18 protein-coding genes are annotated in these 17,531 nt (G+C 73.2%); 7 read left to right on the forward strand and 11 right to left on the reverse strand.

Going from position 1 to position 17,531, the window contains the following annotated elements; genetic code table 11:
- Window positions 1-100: 100 nt before the first annotated feature.
- On the forward strand, window positions 101-718 hold the full coding sequence (locus ACFWUQ_RS27750) for an HAD family hydrolase (protein ID WP_384543445.1): 618 nt from the start codon (window positions 101-103) through the stop codon (window positions 716-718).
- Between the two features lie 38 nt (window positions 719-756).
- Here the strand turns inward: ACFWUQ_RS27750 and ACFWUQ_RS27755 are convergent, their stop codons facing one another.
- The gene (locus ACFWUQ_RS27755) at window positions 757-1,017 is read right to left on the reverse strand and encodes a hypothetical protein (protein WP_384543447.1); all 261 of its coding nucleotides are present in this window, start codon (window positions 1,015-1,017) and stop codon (window positions 757-759) included.
- A gap of 178 nt (window positions 1,018-1,195) precedes the next feature.
- Between ACFWUQ_RS27755 and ACFWUQ_RS27760 the strand changes: the two genes are divergently transcribed.
- Window positions 1,196-1,579 carry a cold-shock protein gene (locus ACFWUQ_RS27760; RefSeq protein WP_384543450.1) on the forward strand — a complete coding sequence of 128 codons (384 nt, stop codon included), beginning with the start codon at window positions 1,196-1,198 and terminating at the stop codon, window positions 1,577-1,579.
- A gap of 90 nt (window positions 1,580-1,669) precedes the next feature.
- On the opposite strand, the gene ACFWUQ_RS27765 is transcribed toward ACFWUQ_RS27760, so the two are convergent.
- The 4 genes from ACFWUQ_RS27765 to ACFWUQ_RS27780 form a co-directional block, all read right to left on the reverse strand.
- On the reverse strand, window positions 1,670-2,590 hold the full coding sequence (locus ACFWUQ_RS27765) for a 1,4-dihydroxy-6-naphthoate synthase (protein ID WP_384543453.1): 921 nt from the start codon (window positions 2,588-2,590) through the stop codon (window positions 1,670-1,672).
- Window positions 2,577-3,338 carry a futalosine hydrolase gene (locus tag ACFWUQ_RS27770; protein WP_384543456.1) on the reverse strand — a complete coding sequence of 254 codons (762 nt, stop codon included), beginning with the start codon at window positions 3,336-3,338 and terminating at the stop codon, window positions 2,577-2,579. Before ACFWUQ_RS27770 ends, ACFWUQ_RS27765 begins: the two co-directional genes overlap by 14 nt.
- A 12-nt stretch (window positions 3,339-3,350) precedes the next feature.
- Window positions 3,351-3,836, reverse strand: coding sequence for a DUF2771 domain-containing protein (locus ACFWUQ_RS27775; protein ID WP_384543458.1), 486 nt, complete (start codon window positions 3,834-3,836; stop codon window positions 3,351-3,353).
- A gap of 186 nt (window positions 3,837-4,022) precedes the next feature.
- The gene (locus tag ACFWUQ_RS27780) at window positions 4,023-5,396 is read right to left on the reverse strand and encodes an MFS transporter (RefSeq protein ID WP_384543460.1); all 1,374 of its coding nucleotides are present in this window, start codon (window positions 5,394-5,396) and stop codon (window positions 4,023-4,025) included.
- 348 nt (window positions 5,397-5,744) lie between these two features.
- On the opposite strand from ACFWUQ_RS27780, the gene ACFWUQ_RS27785 reads away from it, so the two are divergent.
- A complete protein-coding gene (locus ACFWUQ_RS27785) occupies window positions 5,745-6,662 on the forward strand; it encodes a DUF3027 domain-containing protein (protein ID WP_384543462.1) in 918 nt (305 codons plus the stop codon).
- A gap of 101 nt (window positions 6,663-6,763) precedes the next feature.
- On the opposite strand, the gene ACFWUQ_RS27790 is transcribed toward ACFWUQ_RS27785, so the two are convergent.
- Window positions 6,764-7,789, reverse strand: a complete 1,026-nt coding sequence (locus ACFWUQ_RS27790; RefSeq protein ID WP_384543464.1) for a WD40 repeat domain-containing protein — start codon at window positions 7,787-7,789, stop codon at window positions 6,764-6,766.
- Between the two features lie 76 nt (window positions 7,790-7,865).
- Here ACFWUQ_RS27790 and ACFWUQ_RS27795 point away from each other — a divergent pair, with 76 nt between their 5' ends.
- Window positions 7,866-8,558, forward strand: coding sequence for a GDSL-type esterase/lipase family protein (locus tag ACFWUQ_RS27795; protein ID WP_384543466.1), 693 nt, complete (start codon window positions 7,866-7,868; stop codon window positions 8,556-8,558).
- 103 nt (window positions 8,559-8,661) lie between these two features.
- On the opposite strand, the gene ACFWUQ_RS27800 is transcribed toward ACFWUQ_RS27795, so the two are convergent.
- The 4 genes from ACFWUQ_RS27800 to ACFWUQ_RS27815 all read right to left on the reverse strand — a co-directional run bounded on the left by ACFWUQ_RS27800 (window position 8,662) and on the right by ACFWUQ_RS27815 (window position 12,404).
- The gene (locus ACFWUQ_RS27800; protein ID WP_384543468.1) at window positions 8,662-9,651 is read right to left on the reverse strand and encodes an aldo/keto reductase; all 990 of its coding nucleotides are present in this window, start codon (window positions 9,649-9,651) and stop codon (window positions 8,662-8,664) included.
- Window positions 9,652-9,905: 254 nt separating this feature from the next.
- A complete protein-coding gene (gene thpR, locus ACFWUQ_RS27805) occupies window positions 9,906-10,457 on the reverse strand; it encodes an RNA 2',3'-cyclic phosphodiesterase (RefSeq protein WP_384543470.1) in 552 nt (183 codons plus the stop codon).
- A gap of 125 nt (window positions 10,458-10,582) precedes the next feature.
- Window positions 10,583-11,941, reverse strand: a complete 1,359-nt coding sequence (locus ACFWUQ_RS27810; protein WP_384543472.1) for an MFS transporter — start codon at window positions 11,939-11,941, stop codon at window positions 10,583-10,585.
- A gap of 25 nt (window positions 11,942-11,966) precedes the next feature.
- Complete coding sequence (locus ACFWUQ_RS27815) at window positions 11,967-12,404, reverse strand: MarR family winged helix-turn-helix transcriptional regulator (protein WP_384543474.1); 438 nt, start codon at window positions 12,402-12,404, stop codon at window positions 11,967-11,969.
- A gap of 119 nt (window positions 12,405-12,523) precedes the next feature.
- Between ACFWUQ_RS27815 and ACFWUQ_RS27820 the strand changes: the two genes are divergently transcribed.
- Window positions 12,524-12,706, forward strand: coding sequence for a hypothetical protein (locus tag ACFWUQ_RS27820; RefSeq protein ID WP_030156886.1), 183 nt, complete (start codon window positions 12,524-12,526; stop codon window positions 12,704-12,706).
- 53 nt (window positions 12,707-12,759) lie between these two features.
- Here ACFWUQ_RS27820 and ACFWUQ_RS27825 read toward each other — a convergent pair whose 3' ends face one another.
- On the reverse strand, window positions 12,760-14,214 hold the full coding sequence (locus ACFWUQ_RS27825; protein WP_384543476.1) for an NCS2 family permease: 1,455 nt from the start codon (window positions 14,212-14,214) through the stop codon (window positions 12,760-12,762).
- 196 nt (window positions 14,215-14,410) lie between these two features.
- Between ACFWUQ_RS27825 and ACFWUQ_RS27830 the strand changes: the two genes are divergently transcribed.
- Entirely contained in the window at window positions 14,411-14,737 is a 327-nt protein-coding gene (locus tag ACFWUQ_RS27830; RefSeq protein WP_384543478.1) for a DUF2530 domain-containing protein, read from the forward strand.
- Between the two features lie 124 nt (window positions 14,738-14,861).
- Window positions 14,862-17,324 carry an HAD-IC family P-type ATPase gene (locus ACFWUQ_RS27835; protein WP_384543480.1) on the forward strand — a complete coding sequence of 821 codons (2,463 nt, stop codon included), beginning with the start codon at window positions 14,862-14,864 and terminating at the stop codon, window positions 17,322-17,324.
- The last annotated feature ends 207 nt before the right edge of the window (window positions 17,325-17,531 follow it).

The raw sequence follows: 17,531 nt of genomic DNA on the forward strand, positions 1-17,531 counted from the left end.
GGCGCGCACCGCCGTACGGTTCCTGCGGGAGCGGCGGCGGGGCTGGGTTGGGCACGGTGGGGCTGAGGGGGGTGGGGTGGGGGTCGGCACAATGGGGGGTATGGAATTCACCGTCGGCTTCGACCTCGACATGACCCTCATCGACTCCCGCCCCGGGATCAGGGCCGCGTACCGGGCCCTGTCGGCCGAGACGGGTATGTACATCGACGCCGACGCGGCCGTCACGCGGCTCGGTCCGCCGCTGGAGGAGGAGCTCGCGCGCTGGTTCCCGCAGGCCGGGATCGAGGCCGTCGCGGACCGCTACCGGGAGATCTACCCGACCCACGCCATCGGGCCGACCCCGGCGATGCCGGGCGCCCGCGAGGCGATCGAGGCCGTCCGGGAACTCGGCGGCCGGGCGATCGTGGTCACGGCCAAGCACGAGCCGAACGCCCGGCTGCACCTGTCGCACCTGGGCATCGAGCCGGACGCGGTGATCGGCTGGCTGTGGGCGGAGGCCAAGGCGGGCGCCCTGCGCGAGCACGGGGCGCAGGTCTACGTCGGCGACCACGTCGGCGACGTACGCGGTGCCCGCGCGGCCGGCGCGCTGTCGGTGGTCGTGCCGACGGGCCCGTGCCCGGAGCCGGAGCTGCGCGCGGCGGGCGCGGACGTGGTGCTGGCCGACCTCACCGCGCTGCCGGAGTGGCTCGCGGACTACGTGGCGGCCCGGACGATCTGACCCCGCCGCCCTCGGGGCCGGAGGCCGGGGCCCCGGGGCTACCCCCGCGGCGCCTGTGAGGCGCGGGCCGCCCGGCGCTGCGCCGCGGCGGAGCGGAGCACGCCCGCCGCGGAGATGGCGAAGCCGACGCCCATCAGCATGCACACGGCCCACGCGTACGACGGGAACGGGTCGACGTCGAGGAACAGCGGGGCCATCGTCGCGAGCGTGGCCACGGCGCCGGCGATGAACACGATGCCGCCGGCCTTCACGAGCGCGTCGCCGGGCCGCGCTTCGTCGGAATGAGGAGTAACAGTCACTCCACCAGGGTAGTTCCCTGGCCGAAGCAGCCGACGGCGAAGGACCGGGTATCGACTTGTCCCCCGGCCCGCGGCCATTAGCCTTGAGGCGGCGGGTCACACATGGCCCGCTGCGCTGTTGTCCGGACCCGTTCGCGGAGTTCCGGGCCCCCGACGAGCACAAGGACAGAGGACGGACGTGCCTACCGGCAAGGTCAAGTGGTTCAACAGTGAGAAGGGCTTCGGCTTTCTCTCCCGCGACGACGGCGGCGACGTCTTCGTCCACTCGTCGGTGCTCCCTGCCGGGGTCGACGCCCTCAAGCCGGGCCAGCGCGTCGAGTTCGGCGTCGTCGCCGGGCAGCGCGGCGACCAGGCACTCTCGGTGACGGTACTGGACCCGGCGCCGTCCGTCGCGGCGGCGCAGCGGCGCAAGCCCGACGAGCTCGCGTCGATCGTGCAGGACCTCACGACCCTGCTGGAGAACATCACGCCGATGCTGGAGCGGGGCCGCTACCCCGACAGGGTGCACGGCGGGAAGATCGCCGGCCTGCTGCGCGCGGTGGCCGACCAGCTCGACGTCTGACGCCCGGGCAGACCCGTACGACCCGTACGCCACCTGCGCCCCGCCGCTCCCAGGAGCGGCGGGGCGCGGTCGTCCGTGCCCCGCGAGGGGCTACGGGAAGTCGAGCGCGCCGGGCGCGATGGCCGGTACCAGTCCCTCGGCGGCCGCCCGCGTGAGCAGACCGCGCACCGCCGCGTAGCCCGCCTCGCCGAGGTCGGCGGTGAACTCGTTGACGTACAGCCCGATGTGCTGGTCGGCGACCGCCGGGTCCAGCTCCTGGGCGTGGGCGCGTACGTACGGGCGGGACGCCTCGGGGTCGTCCCAGGCCATCCGGACCGACGTACGGGCCGAGTCGGCCAGTGCGCGCAGCCGGTCCGGGCCCAGCGAGCGCTTGGCGATGATCGCGCCGAGGGGGATCGGCAGACCCGTCGTGGACTCCCAGTGCTCGCCCATGTCGGCGAGGCGGTGCAGCCCGTAGTCCTGGTAGGTGAACCGGGCCTCGTGGATGACCAGTCCGGCGTCCACGCGCCCGTCGCGCACGGCCGGCATGATCTCGTGGAACGGCATCACCACCACCTTGCCGACGCCCTCGGGCAGCACGTCCGCCGCCCAGAGCCGGAACAGCAGGTAGGCGGTGGAGCGTTCGCTCGGCACGGCGACCGTGCGGCCCGCCAGGTCCAGTCCCGGCTCCCGTGACAGCACCAGGGGCCCGCAGCCGCGGCCCAGCGCGCCGCCGCAGGGGAGCAGCGCGTACTCCTCCAGCACCCACGGCAGGACGGCGTACGACACCTTGAGCACGTCCAGCTCGCCGCGCTCGGCCATGCCGTTGGTGAGGTCGATGTCGGCGAAGGTGACGTCGAGCGCGGGCGCGTCCGGGACGCGGCCGTGCGCCCACGCGTCGAAGACGAAGGTGTCGTTCGGGCAGGGCGAGTAGGCGATCCGCAGCGGTTCCCGCGGACTCCGCGGGTCCTGCGGCGCTTGTGCCGCCCGCGGCTGAAGCGGGTCGCGGTCGGCGGTGTCACCGGTGCTCATGGCGTTCTCCCCAGTTCGCGAGTACGGGGCCCAGCGCGCGGAAGCCGTCGGCGAGGGCCGCCAGGGCGTCCCCGATCCGCCAGGCGGCGCGGTCGCGCGGGCCCACGGCGTTGGACACGGCGCGGATCTCCAGTACGGGCAGCCCGTGCGCGGCGGCCGCCTCCGCGACCCCGAAGCCCTCCATGGCCTCGGCCCCCGCCAACGGGTGCCGGGCGGCGAGCTCGGCGGCCCGGTCGGCGGTACCGGTCACGGTGGACACGGTCAGTACGGGTGCGAGCAGGGCCCCGGTGGCCTCGGCGGCGTAGGCGGCCAGCTCGGCGGGCGGCAGGTGCACGGTGCGGCCGAAGCCGAGCTCCCGTACGTCGGCGAAACCGCCGGGGGTCTCGGCGCCCAGGTCGGCGGCGACGATCGCGTCGGCGACCACCAGGGAGCCGAGGGGGGCGGCGGGCCGGAACCCGCCGCCGATTCCGGCGGACACGACGAGCGAGTAGGGGGCGAGGGCCAGGGCGGTGGCGGTCCCGGCGGCGGCGGCCGCCGGCCCGACGCCCGCGACGAGTACGTCGAAGGCGATACCCGGGAGGTCCCGGCGGGTGACGGGGTAGCCGTTCCCGGACGGCGTCCGGGGACGGCCCGGGGGCAGGGTGCGCGGCTCAGGACCGGGAGCGTCCGGATGAGGGGTCGGGCCGGTCAGCGCGCTGATGACGGAGTCTGCCTCCGCCGCCACCGCGGTCACGACGAGCACGCGCACCGGGGCCGCCGGCTACTTGAGCTTGAGGTTGAAGCTCCAGACGGCGAGGGGCTTGCCGTCCTCGCCGACCTGGACGAAGGCCAGCTTCTTGGAGGCCGGGGCCTCGCCCTGGCCGCCTGTCGCGAAGACGTCGGCGCCCGGGAAGCTGCGGTAGGTGTTGGACGACGGCTCGGTGATCGGCTGCCCGTCCAGGATCGCCTGCCACTTCTTGCCGTCCTCGACGACATCGGGCTCGACACCGAGGCGGAGGGTGTCGCCGCGGGTGTAGTCGACGGTCTTGGCGGCCTTGAGTTCGGTGAGGCACTCCTGGACCTTCTCCACGGAGAGCTCCTTGCCGTCGTGGCAGGCGGCCTCGGCGGACACCGACTCGGTGCCGACCGTCACGGTCGCCAGCGGTGTCGGCTTGTCGCAGGCGGAGAGGAGGAGGAGGCCGGCGGACACGGCTCCGAGGGCCGCGACGCTGCGGCGGGCCCTACCCGAGAAAAGCGGTGCGGTCATGAGCCGAAGGCTATCGGGCCGGTGGGCCGCGCCGCCGCACGGGGTCCTTCTGCCGGGTGCGGCGCGGCGTATCGGCTGCGCCGGGCTCGCGGGGGTCCTACGGTGCGGCGGCGTTGCCGGGGCGCTGCCCCGGGCCCCGCGCCTCAATCGCCGGCGGGGCTGGATGTGCGGGCCGGGTCTGGGGGGTCAGGCGACGCGGGGGTGGGTGGGGCGGGGGTGGGGGGAGGAGAGGAGGCCGCGGAGGGCCATCGTGGTGCCGAGGGCGACCATGGCGGCCGCGACGGCCATGCCCAGGACGCCGTTCAGCGGCAGGGCGATGCCGATCGCGCCGCCCAGGACCCACGCCACCTGGAGCAGCGTCTCCGAGCGGGCGAAGGCCGAGGTGCGCACGGACTCCGGGACGTCCCGCTGGATCATCGCGTCCAGGGAGAGCTTCGCCAGCGCCTGGCAGAAGCCGGCCGTCGCCCCCAGGACGGCCATGAACAGCCCGCTGAAGAACACCGCCGCGAGCACCGCCACGCCCAGCGTGAGGCTCAGCACCGCCGCGATGATCGCCTCCGGCGCCCGCGCCCGCAGCCACGCCCCCACCGCCGTGCCGCACGCGTTGCCCACGCCCGCCGAGACGCCCACGATGCCCAGCGACACCGCCGCGCTCTGCCCGGCCATCGGATGGTCCCGCAGCAGGAACGCCAGGAAGAAGATGAGGAATCCGGACAGGGCGCGCATCGAGGCGTTGGCGAGCAGTCCGCACAGCACGGACGGGCCGACCGTGCGCAACCCCGGCTTCGGGGAGTGGGCCTCGTGCGTGGACAGGCGGGCCCGCCGCTCGCCCTTGGCCTCGTCCACCTTGTGCGGCAGCGTGAACGCGGCGAACGTGCCGCACACGAAGATCACGCAGGCCCCGTACAGCGGCCACGGCGGGCCGATCGTGTGCAGTCCGGCGGCCACTGGCGCCGCCGCGCCCGTGGCCAGCAGACCGGCCAGCGTCACCCGTGAGTTCGCCTTGACGAGTGAGAACCGCGGCGGCAGCAGTCTCGGCACCACCGCGCTGCGCACCACCCCGTACGCCTTCGAGGCGACCAGGACGCCCAGCGCCGCCGGGTACAGCTCCAGCCCGCCCGTGGCCACCGCGCCGGACATCATCACCGCCAGCAGTGCCCGGGCGAGCATCGCGGCCGCCATCGCGGCGCGCCGTCCGTGCGGCAGCCGGTCCAGCAGCGGGCCGATCACCGGGGCCAGCAGGGTGAAGGGCGCCATCGTGATCGCCAGGTACAGGGCCACCCGGCCGCGGGCCTCGTCCGTGGGGACGGAGAAGAACACCGTCGAGGCCAGCGCGACCGTGATCATCACATCGCCGGCGCCGTTGATCGCGTGCAGCTCGATCAGCTTCCCGAGCCCCGACTCGCCGGCCCCGTGCGCGTGCGTGGCCCGCCGGATCCCGCGCGCCGTGCCCGTGATGGGCAGGTGGAGGGCACGCCCGACAGCTCGGCCGGCCCGCCTGGCCGGTCCCGAGCCGTCGACGGACGACCGTACGGGTGCCACCTCGCCATAGTGCCCCACAGGGCCCTCTTGGACCCCTCCCGGCGCGTCGCGGGCCCCGGCAGGGCCCCGGCGGGCGGCCCTCCGGGCGCGGGCTTGTCCGCGAATCGGACCTTGCATGTGGGCCGAAGGCGTCGGAGGAGGTAGCGTGCGTAGCGCGCCACCGGCGGTTGCTCTTGGCCGCGCGCCTCTTCGTGATCCCGCAGAATGGAATCGCAGGAAGGTGCGCCCGAGGCCGATCGGGTGCGGACGTCGACGCGGCCCTCTGGTCCGCTCCGCCCGCGCCACGTACGGACAGCACCGACGGGTCGTTGAGGACGACAGTACGGACGGCGCACACGTGAGACGGCGTAGGAGAGAACGAGACCAGTGAGTGCTGCGACGACGCGAAGCCGTACCCCGCGTACCCCCGACCGCCTGTGCGTGGAGGCGGTAGAACTCGCCCGCGCGGCGGCCGAGGAGGCCGCGTTCCCCGGAGTGGTGGGTGAACACGTCTCCGCCGTGGCGGAGGGCGACCGTGTCGTCACGCACTTCTTCGAGTGCAAGGAACCGGGCTACCGGGGCTGGCGCTGGGCCGTCACCGTGACCCGCGCCTCCCGCGCGAAGAACATCACGCTCGACGAAACGGTGCTGCTGCCCGGCGACGACGCGCTCCTGGCCCCCGAGTGGGTGCCGTGGAGCGAGCGCCTGCGCCCCGGCGACATGGGGCCCGGCGACCTGCTGCCCACCGACGCCGAGGACCTGCGGCTGGAGCCGGGCTGGTCGGGCGAGGACGCGCCGCCGCCGAACTCGGTGGTCTCCCCCGAGATGGCCGAACTGGTCGAGGCGGAGGACGCGGACGTCACCGACCGCGCGGTGGTTCCGGTGCGGGGGTCCATCACCTCCGTGGCGGAGGAGCTCGGCATGCGGCGCGCGCGGGTGCTCTCGCGGTACGGGCTGCACAGTGCGGCCGACCGGTGGGACGAGTCGTTCGGCGCGAAGACCCCGATGGCGCAGGCCGCCCCGGCGTCGTGCGTGTCCTGCGGCTTCCTGGTCGCGATCGGGGGGTCGCTCGGGCAGGCCTTCGGAGTCTGCGCGAACGAGTTCGGGCCCGCGGACGGCCGCCTCGTCTCCCTCTCGTACGGATGCGGCGGGCACTCGGAGGCTGCGGTCATGCCGAAGCCGCCGAGGCCGGCGCCGCCGGTGCTCGACTCGATGGCGTCGGACGAGTTTCTCCTGCGCCCGTCCCCCGACACCGGCTCGGTCCCCGCGACGGACCTGCGGTCCGCCGACCTGGGCCACTCCTGACCCCCGGGCCACTCCCGGCCCCCGGGCACTGACCCCCGGGCCACTCCTGGCCCCTGGGCCACTCCCGGCCCCCGGGTCACTCCGGTGCCGCCCGCGGGCGGCTACCGGGGGGTGCGGCGGCGGAACAGGCGTTTGGCGGCGAAGACGGCGGCCAGACCGCCGGCGAGGACCAGCGCGCCCTTGCCGAAGGATCCCGGCTCCGGCGCCGGGCCCGGCGGGGGCCCCGCCTGCGGTGGGGCGGAGGACGCCGCCGGCGCCGACGGCGCGGCGGTCGCGGCCCCGGCCGGGACCGCGACGACGCGGCTGCCCTCGCCCTCCGAGCCGAACATCAGCGTCGAGCCGTCCGCCGTGTACGTCACCGACTCCGCCTGCCCCTGCCACGGCGCGTCCACCCGCTCGCCCTCGCCCCGCGGCCGGCCGTCCTGCCACGGGTAGGTGCGGGCCGCGAAGTAGCCGCGCAGCGTGAGCCGCCCGCCGTCCGGCGAGAACGCCCCGTCCGTCACCCACGGCAGGTCCGCGACCCGCCGGAACACGTTCGGTCCCCCCGGGGAGAGCGTCGCGGGGCCCTCGTACAGGCCGCCCCGGCTCTCGTGCTTGCTCGCGATGTACACCCGGCCCGTCACCGGGTGCACCATGAGCGCCTCCGCGTTGCGCGGCCCGTCCGCGTACCGCACCGTGAACTGCGTGCCCTTCACCGTGGCGTCGCCGAGCTGCTTCGGCTCCGGGAAGCGGTAGATCCACACGTGGTCCCAGGTGCCGTCCTTGTTGTCGCCGATGTCGCCGACGTACAGCTGCCCGTCCGGCCCCAGCGAGATCGCCTCGACGTCGCGCGGCGTCCCGATCCCCGTCAGCGTCACCCGGGCCACGGTCCTGCCGGTCGCCGCGTCCACGGCGTAGACGTACGGGCCGTCGTCGCTGTCGTTGTGCGTCCAGTACACGCCGGGGTGGACCCGGCTGGCGGCCAGCCCGCTCGACTCCTTGATCCGCGGGTCGGCGATCGTGAACGACGAGCCTCCGGGCCCGGTCGCCGCCGGAGCGGCCGCGGCGGCGCCGGCGGGCACGGCGGACAGCAGGGCGACGCCGGCGGCGACGGAGCGGACGGTCGAGGGGAGCAGGCGCGGGCGCATCCCCCCAGCCTGCCAGCCCGCGGGGAGTGTTCGGCATCACAGGGGCTCCAGGCGCGTGATCCGCGATGATGACCGGATGCGTTTCATGTTCGTCGGCGACTCCATGACCATCGGACGCGCCGGCGACTACACCTGGCGCTACCGGATGTGGCAGCACCTCGGCACCACCGGCGGCGGGCCGTACCGGATCGTCGGCCCGCGCAGCGAGCTGTACGACACCGCGGCCGACGCGCCCACCCGCCACGCGTACGCCGCCCCGGACTTCCCGGCCGACGCCCGCCGCCACCTGGCCGGCTGGGGCGAGGGCTGGCAGCACATGGCCCCGCTCATCGGACCCGCCGCGGGCGCCGCCCGGCCCGACGTGCTGCTCGTCTCCCTCGGCCTGATCGACCTCGGCTTCTACACGCGCGCCGACGAGACCGCGGCCAACGTCCGCCGCTTCGTCGAGCGGGCCCGCGCCGCCCGTCCCGCCGTGCGGATGGTGCTGCTGCCGGTGATACCGAACGTCCGGGCCGAGGAGGACGCGCCCTTCGCGGCCGAGGTGGCGCTGTTCAACGAGTTGCTGGCCAAGGCGGTGGCCGACCTGTCGACGGCCGCCTCGCCGATCCTGCTGGCCGCCCGCCCGGACGGCTACGACATCCGCCACGACACCTACGACGGCACGCACCCCAATGCCGCCGGCGAGCACAAACTGGCCGGGGAGTTCGCGGCGGTCCTGCACCAGGCCTGGGGGATCGGCGGCCCGTACCGTCCCGCGGCCGGCCCGTAACGCGGCCCGCGCGCCGAGGACTTGGCGGCCGGCGGCCCCCTTCCCGCGGACGGCGAGGGCCGCCGCCCCCGTCAGGAGGGGCGGCGGCCGGTGTGCGGGGGGATCACCAGGCGAAGGCCTCCGGGGAGGGTCCCGGCCCGGGGAAGATGTCGTCCAGCCCGGCCAGCACCTCCTCGCCCAACTCCAGCTCCAGGGCGCGCAGCGCGCTCTCCAACTGCTCGGCGGTGCGCGGCCCGACGATGGGGCCGGTCACCCCCGGCCGGGTGAGCAGCCAGGCCAGCGCCGTCTCGCCCGGCTCCAGGCCGTGCTTGTCGAGGAGGTCCTCGTACGCCTGGACCTGGGCCCGCACCGCAGTGTTGGCGAGCGCTTCCGCCGAGCGGCCCGAGGCGCGGCGACCGCCCTCGACCTCCTTCTTGATGACGCCGCCGAGCAGTCCGCCGTGCAGCGGGGACCACGGGATGACCCCGAGGCCGTACTCCTGGGCCGCCGGGAGGACCTCCATCTCCGCCCGGCGCTCGGCGAGGTTGTAGAGGCACTGCTCGCTGACCAGGCCGAGCGTCCCGCGCCGGGCGGCCGTCTCGTTGGCCTGGGCGATCTTGTAGCCGGGGAAGTTGGAGGAGCCCGCGTAGAGGACCTTGCCCTGCTGGATCAGTACGTCCACGGCCTGCCAGATCTCCTCGAAGGGGGTCCGGCGGTCGATGTGGTGGAACTGGTAGAGGTCGATGTGGTCGGTCTGGAGCCGCTTGAGGCTGGCCTCGACGGCCCGGCGGATGTTCAGTGCCGAGAGCCGGTCCTCGTTCGGCCAGGTCTCGCCCTCGCGGGACATGGAGCCGTAGACCTTCGTGGCGAGGACCGTCTTCTCGCGCCGGCCGCCGCCCTGCGCGAACCAGGTGCCGAGGATCTCCTCGGTGCGGCCCTTGTTCTCGCCCCACCCGTACACATTGGCGGTGTCCACGAAGTTCAGACCCGCGTCGAGGGCGGCGTCGAGGATGCCGTGGCTGGTCGGTTCGTCTGTCTGGGGACCGAAGTTCATCGTGCCGAGGACGAGTCGGCTGACCTTGAGTCCCGTGCGTCCGAGCTGCGTGTACTTCATGGGACCCAAGCCAACTGCTTCGAGTCCACTCCAGGCAAGAGGAGCCGGCGCGGTGCCCGCTCCGGCGGCGGGCCTACTGTCCGACGGCGGCCGCCACGGCGACGACGAGGAACATCAGCACGAGCACACCGGCCATGACACGGTTTCTGGTCTTGGGATCCACCCGTCGAGCGTAACGCGGCGGCCTGCGCGGCCGTGACGCAGGGGCCGCGCCGTGCCGCCGCGCGTGCGGTACGTGGGGCGCTGTACGCGCGTCAGCCGGCCAGCGGCCAGGCCGCGACGGTCTCGTAGCGGGGCTGCTCGCCGGGCACACCGCTGACCGGCAGGTTGCTGCGCACCAGGCTCAGCTCGGTGACCTGCCACGGGGTGCCCTCGAAGGCGGCCAGCCCCTCCAGGTACGGCTCCAGGTCGGCGCTCTCGCGGCCGCGCGCCAGGGTGAGGTGGGGGGTGTACCGGTGGTGCTGCTCCATGGGCACCCCGGCCCGGCGGGCGGCGGCGTCGGCCCGCTCGGCCAGCATCCGCATCCCGTCGAGCCCGCCGGCGGCCCCGGCCCACAGGGCCCGGTCGCCGAAGCGGCCGGCGCCGTGCAGGCGCAGCGTGAAGGGGGCCGAGCGCCGCGCGGCCCGCTCCAGCCGGGCGTGCAGGTCCGGGAGGACGTCGTCCCGTACCTCGCCCATGAAGGCGAGGGTGAAGTGCCAGCCCTCCTGTGCGGTCCAGCGGAGCCGGTCGTCGCGCAGGCCCTCCACGGCCCGCGCCAGCTCGGTGACGGCGGCGTCGGGTGGGAGTACGGCGGCGAACAGTCGCATGCGGCGAGCCTAGTGCCGTGACCGGGGGGTCCCCCGTGCCACGGCGACTTTTCCGGCCACAGCACCAGCGCCGGGCGGGCCGGGCCGGCGCCGGGCCGAAACCGCACCCGCGCCGGTTCTGGGCCTTACGCCACCGCCACCAGTTCGCGGTGGCGCGCCGCGGCGGGGGCGGCGGCCGGGACGAAGGAGACGCCGCGGCGGTTCACCCGCAGGCGGAGGTTGCCGATCCGGGCCAGTACCAGGGCGATGGCCAGAGAGGCGGCCAGGGAGACCAGTCCGCCCGCGGCCATGCCGACCCGCGCGCCGTAGCTGTCGGTGATCCAGCCCAGCAGCGGAGCCCCCAGCGGGGTGCCGCCGGTGAAGACCATCATGAACAGGGCCATGACCCGCCCCCGCATCTCCGGGTCGGTCGCCATCTGCACGCTGGAGTTGGCGGTCACGTTGACCGTCAGCCCGAACACGCCGATCGGCACGAGCAGCGCGGCGAACAGCCAGAAGCTGGGCGCGAAGGCGGTCACCAGCAGCAGGGCGGAGAACAGTACGGCCGCCGCCACGAGCAGCCGCAACCGGGAGTGGCCGCGCCGGGCGGCGAGCAGCGCGCCCGCCAGGGAGCCGGCGGCGATCAGGGTGTTGAAGAGCCCGTACGTGCCCGCGTCCCCGTGGAAGACGTCGCTGACGAAGGCCGACAGCCAGATCGGGAAGTTGAAGCCGAAGGTGCCGATGAAGCCGACGAGCGCGATGGGCCAGATCAGCTCCGGGCGGTCGGCGACGTAGCGCAGGCCCTCGCGCAGTTGTCCCTTGGCGCGGGGGCGGGGCGCGACCGGGTGCAGTTCGCGGGTGCGCATCAGCAGCAGGCCGATGACGGGCGCGGCGAAGGACAGCCCGTTCAGCAGGAAGGCCCAGCCGGAGCCGACGGCGGTGATCAGCACGCCGGCGATCGCCGGGCCGACCAGGCGCGCGGACTGGAAGTTGGCCGAGTTCAGGCTGACCGCGTTGGCCACCTGGTCCTTGCCGACCATCTCGGGGACGAAGGTCTGTCGCGCCGGGTTGTCGACGACGGTGATCAGGCCGAGCAGGAAGGCGGCGAGGTACACGTGCCAGACCTGGACGTGTCCGGCCAGGGTGAGCACGGCCAGCGCGATGCCGGTCAGGCCCATGGCGCTCTGGGTGACGATCAGCAGCGGCCGCTTCGGCAGCCGGTCGGCGAGTACGCCGCCGTAGAGGCCGAAGGCCAGCATCGGCAGGAACTGCAGCGCGATGGTGATGCCGACGGCGGAGGCGGACCCGGTCAGGGAGAGGACCAGCCAGTCCTGGGCGATGCGCTGCATCCAGGTGCCCGTGTTCGAGACGACCTGACCGGTCGCGAAGAGGCGGTAGTTCCGTATATTCAGCGAGCTGAACATGGAGTTCCGGCCCGCGGGTGCGGCGGTGGTAGGGGTGGATGTGCGGCCGGGTGCGGAGTCTGCTCCGGTTCCCGTACTCAAAAGCGTTCGCCTCCTGGCGTCGTTCCTACAAGTGCGCGAGCTTCTCCAGGACGGGCGCGGCGTCGCGCAGCTTGGCCCACTCGTCCTCGGTCAGCTCGGCCGCGAGCCCGGCCAGGAAGGCGTTGCGCTTGCGGCGGCTCTCTTCGAGCATCGCTTCGGCTTCCTCGGTCTGGCGGACCACCTTCTGGCGGCGGTCGTCGGCGTGCGGCTCCAGCGTGACCAGTCCCTTGGCCTCCAGCAGCGCGACGATGCGTGTCATCGACGGCGGCTGGACGTGCTCCCGCCTGGCCAGCTCACCGGGGGTGGCCTGGCCGCACCGGGCGAGGGTGCCGAGGACCGACATCTCGGTCGGGCTCAGCGACTCGTCCACGCGCTGGTGTTTCAGGCGCCGGCCCAGGCGCATCACGGCGGAGCGGAGGTCGTTCACGGCGGCAGCATCGTCGCCATGGGAGAGGTCATGCATGTCCTTAGAGTAACTCATTACTCTCCCTAAGGAAAACCGACGGTTTCCCGTCACTCGTACGGGTGAGTCGGCCGCGGAAAGCGACCCGCGCGCGCCCCCTCTGCCCCGACCCTTTCGGCATGGGGACACATGTGCTCAGCATGCGCATAGACGGGGAGCTCCTCGACAGGCTCCGTACACATGCCGCCAAACGCGGAATGAGCGTCCAGGACTATGTGGTCCGGACGCTCATTCGCGATGACTTCGACGAGCGCTTCAAGGCGGCCGTCGACGAGACGGAGAAGTTCTACGGCCTCACCTGAGGCCGGCGCGAAACGCGGGGCCTGAGGCCGAGGGCCTGCGTGAGGCCGAGAGCCTACGTAAGGCCCAGGGCCGGCATCGCGTAGTAGAAGACGAACACCGCGGCCACGACGTACATGGCCACCGGTACCTCGCGGCCCCGGCCGGCCGCCAGGCGCAGCGTGCAGAAGCTGATGCAGCCGATCCCGATGCCGTTGGTGATCGAGTAGGTGAAGGGCATCATCACCATGGCCAGGAAGGCCGGGACGGCGACGGTGAAGTCGCTCCAGTCGATGTCCTTGACCGATCCCGCCAGGATCAGGAAGCCGACCGCCACCAGGGCGGGGGTCGCCGCCTGGGAGGGGACCATGGTGGCGAGCGGGGTGAGGAAGAGCGCCACCGCGAAGAGGCCGCCGGTCACCACGTTGGCCAGGCCCGTCCGGGCGCCTTCGCCGACGCCGGCCGTGGACTCCACGAAGCAGGTCGTGGCCGAGGACGAGGTGGCGCCGCCCGAGGCGACGGCCAGGCCGTCGATGAGCAGCACCTTGTTGATGCCGGGGAAGTGGCCGTCCTTGTCGATGAGCTTCGCCTCGTCGCCGACGCCGAGGATGGTGCCCATCGCGTCGAAGAAGCAGGACAGCAGCACGGTGAAGACGAACAGGATGCCGGTCAGCATCCCGACCTTCCCGAAGCCGCCGAACAGGCTGACCTCGCCCACGAGGCCGAAGTCGGGTGCGGCGACCGGGTTGCCCGGCCACTGGGGGACGGTGAGGCCCCAGGCCTCGGCGGGCAGCGAGGTGATCAGCTGGACGACGACCGCGATCACGGTCATGACCACGATGGAGATCAGGATCGCGCCCGGCGTCTTGCGGATGAGCAGGGCGAGGGTCAGCAGCACGCCGAAGACGAAGATCAGCACCGGCCAGCCGTTCAGGTGGCCGCCACCGCCGAGCTGGAGCGGGACCGTGGTGTGCGCGGCGTCCGGGATGCGGGAGACGAAGCCCGAGTCGACCAGGCCGATCAGCATGATGAACAGGCCGATGCCGATGGCGATGCCCTTGCGCAGGCTGAGCGGGACGGCGTTCATGACCCGCTCGCGCAGGCCGGTCGCGACCAGCAGCATCACCACGAAGCCGGCCAGGACGACCATGCCCATGGCGTCGGGCCAGCTCATGCGGGGGGCGAGCTGGAGGGCGACGACGGTGTTGACGCCCAGGCCGGCGGCGAGGGCGATGGGCACATTGCCGATGACGCCCATGAGGAGGGTGGTGAAGGCGGCCGTCAGGACGGTGGCCGTCACCAGCTGGCCGGCGTCGAGCTGGTGGCCGTACATGTCCTTCGCGTTGCCCAGGATGATCGGGTTCAGCACGATGATGTAGGCCATCGCGAAGAAGGTCGCGAATCCGCCGCGGACCTCGCGGCCGACGGTCGAGCCGCGCTCGGAGATCTTGAAGAAGCGGTCCATGCCGGAGTTCCCCCCGCGGGAGGGGTCCGGGGCGGTCGACGCGGGGGCGGGGGCCGGGGTGCTCATACGGTCCTCAATGGGTGTTCATACGAAGAAAATGGGCCACGCCCAAACCGTTTCAGTATGAACACATGAAGGAATGGGCGTCCATCTCCGCGCGTAGACCCCCGCGGCGTTCACCGCCATGGCCCCGGGGGCGCGCACGGGGACGGGCGGGGACGGGCGGCGAAGGGGCCCGGGGCGGCCCGCCTAGACTTGCCGCATGGCGAAATGGACTGCGAAGCACGAGGCGCCCGAGCCCCTGGAGGGCCCGGTCGTCGCGACCGTCACCGGCGGCACGATCCTCTGGTTCGCCCTGTTCGTCGTCCAGCTCCCCTTCTACGGGTGGTTCGCCGACCGGGGGCAGCTGTGGTGGGTGTGGACCTGCGCGGCCGGCGGCTTCCTCGGCCTGATCGGCATCTGGTACGTCCGCGGCCGCGACGCCGCCCTCAAGCGGCACGCGGCGGAGCAGCAGGCGGACCGGGCGGAGCAGGCAAACCGGGCGCCGGACGACGGCCCGGCGACCGGCGGCGGCCCTGCGGGGGCATGACCCACGGACCCGTGTCCGTCCACCGTGCCGAGGGGCTACCGGCGGAGGATTCGGGTCATCCCGAAGTCGGATCTTATGACCGCTCGGCGGGTGAAGCGTTCCCCGGCCCTCTACCGTCGGAAGCATGACGCAGCGGGCGAAGATCGAATCCGAGGGGCCGGAGCCGGGCGGCGGCGCCGGCACGGCCATCGACGCGGGAGCCGAGCTGGACCCGGTGCACCCGGTCCGGCCGCCCGCCCCCCGGTTCGAGCCGAACGGACTGACCACGGCCGAGGTCGCCGAGCGCGTGGCGCGCGGCGACGTCAACGACGTACCCGTCCGCTCCTCGCGCTCCACCGCCGATATCGTCCGCGGCAACGTCGTGACCCGGTTCAACGCGATCATCGGCGTGCTCTGGGTGGTCATGCTGTTCGTCGCGCCGATCCAGGACAGCCTTTTCGGCTTCGTGATCGTCGCCAACACCGGCATCGGCATCATCCAGGAACTGCGCGCGAAGAAGACCCTCGACGGCCTCGCCCTCATCGGCGAGGCCAAACCCGGCGTCCGCCGCGACGGCCGGACCGCCGAGATCTCCACCTCCGAGATCGTCCTCGGCGACGTCATCGAACTCGGCCCCGGCGACAAGGTCGTCGTCGACGGCTCCGTGGGTGAGGCGGACGGCCTGGAGATCGACGAGTCCCTGCTCACCGGAGAGGCCGACCCGGTCCTGAAGAAGCCCGGCGACCCGGTCATGTCCGGCTCCTTCGTGGTCGCCGGCGGCGGCGCCTTCACCGCCACCAAGGTCGGCCGCGAGGCCTACGCCGCTCAGCTCGCCGAAGAGGCCTCCCGCTTCACCCTCGTCCACTCCGAGCTGCGCTCCGGCATCTCGACCATCCTCAAGTACGTCACGTGGATGATGATCCCGACCTCGATCGGCCTCATCATCAGCCAGCTGATCGTCAAGGACACCAACCTCAAGGACTCCATCGCCCGGACCGTCGGCGGCATCGTCCCGATGATCCCCGAGGGCCTCGTGCTCCTCACCTCCGTCGCCTTCGCGATCGGCGTCATCCGGCTCGGCCGCAAGCAGTGCCTGGTCCAGGAGCTCCCCGCCATCGAGGGCCTCGCCCGCGTCGACGTCGTGTGCCTCGACAAGACGGGCACCCTCACCGAGGGCGGGATGGACGTGACCGACCTCCGTACCCTCGGCGGCGCGGAGGCCGCGTACGTCAGGAAGGTGCTCGGCGCGCTCGGCGAGTCCGACCCGCGGCCCAACCCCAGCCTGCAGGCCGTCATCGACGCCTACCCCGACAGCGCGGAGTGGCGCTGCACCGAGTCCCTGCCCTTCTCCTCCGCCCGCAAGTACAGCGGCGCCAGCTTCAGCGAGGGCGACGGCGAGAACAGCACCTGGCTGCTCGGCGCCCCCGACGTGCTGCTGCCGGCCGGCGACCCGGCCCTGCACGAGGTCGACGACCTCAACGAACAGGGCCTGCGGGTCCTGCTGCTCGCCCGCTCCGCCCGCGAGCTCGACGACCCGGCCGTCGCGAGCGGAGTCAAGCCGACCGCCCTGGTCGTCCTGGAGCAGCGGCTGCGCCCCGACGCCGCGGACACCCTGCGCTACTTCGCGGACCAGAACGTCAAGGCGAAGGTCATCTCCGGTGACAACGCCGTCTCCGTCGGCGCGGTCGCCGGCAAGCTCGGGCTGCCGGGCGCGGAGAACACCGTCGACGCCCGGCTGCTGCCGGCCGGGCAGGACGAGATGGCGAAGGTGCTCGACGAGAACTCCGTCTTCGGCCGCGTCACCCCGCAGCAGAAGCGCGATATGGTCGCGGCCCTCCAGTCCCGGGGCCACACCGTCGCGATGACCGGCGACGGCGTCAACGACGTGCTCGCGCTCAAGGACGCGGACATCGGTGTCAGCATGGGCTCCGGCTCGGAGGCGACACGCGCCGTCGCCCAGATCGTGCTGCTGAACAACAGCTTCTCCACGCTGCCCTCCGTGGTCGCCGAGGGCCGCCGGGTCATCGGCAACATCACCCGCGTGGCCACGCTCTTCCTCACGAAGACGGTCTACTCGGTGCTGCTGGCCGTGCTGGTGGTCTGCTCGCAGGTCGAGTACCCGTTCCTGCCCCGCCACCTGACGCTGCTGTCCACCCTGACCATCGGCATTCCCGCGTTCTTCCTCGCCCTGGCCCCGAACAAGGAGCGCGCCAAGCCGAACTTCGTCAAGCGGGTGATGCGGTACGCGATCCCCGGCGGGGTGATCGCGGCGACGGCCACCTTCGTGACGTACGTGGTCGCCCGCGGGCACTACTCGGGCGTGGACGCCCTGAAGTCGGAGACCAGTGCGGCGACGCTCACGCTGTTCCTGACCTCGATGTGGGTCCTGGCGATCATCGCGCGCCCGTACACGTGGTGGCGGGTGGGCCTGGTCGGCGCGATGGGCGGGGCGTTCCTGATCGTCCTCGTCGTACCGTGGCTGCAGGACTTCTTCCAGCTCGAACTGGAGGGCACCACCATGCCGTGGATCGCGGTGGGCGTCGCGGCCGGTGCCGCGGCGTTGATCGAGGCCACCTTCCGCTGGGTCGACCGGAAGTTCCCCGCCTGATGCCGCGGGGGCCGGATTTCGCCTTGTGACCCCAGCGTGGCGGGTGGTTAATGAGGCTTCGCTCCGTCGCGGTGCCACCAGGGGGAAGTATGGAGTCGACCGGGTCGCCCCAGCCACCGGATCCGGCGCGGCCGCCGACGCCACCGTCCGCGCCGCCGGCACCTCCGCCGGCACCTCCGGCCGCGCCGCCGCCCCCGGGCCCGGCCG

It is taken from the genome of Streptomyces sp. NPDC058662, assembly GCF_042716255.1.
Taxonomy (GTDB): Bacteria; Actinomycetota; Actinomycetes; order Streptomycetales; family Streptomycetaceae; genus Streptomyces.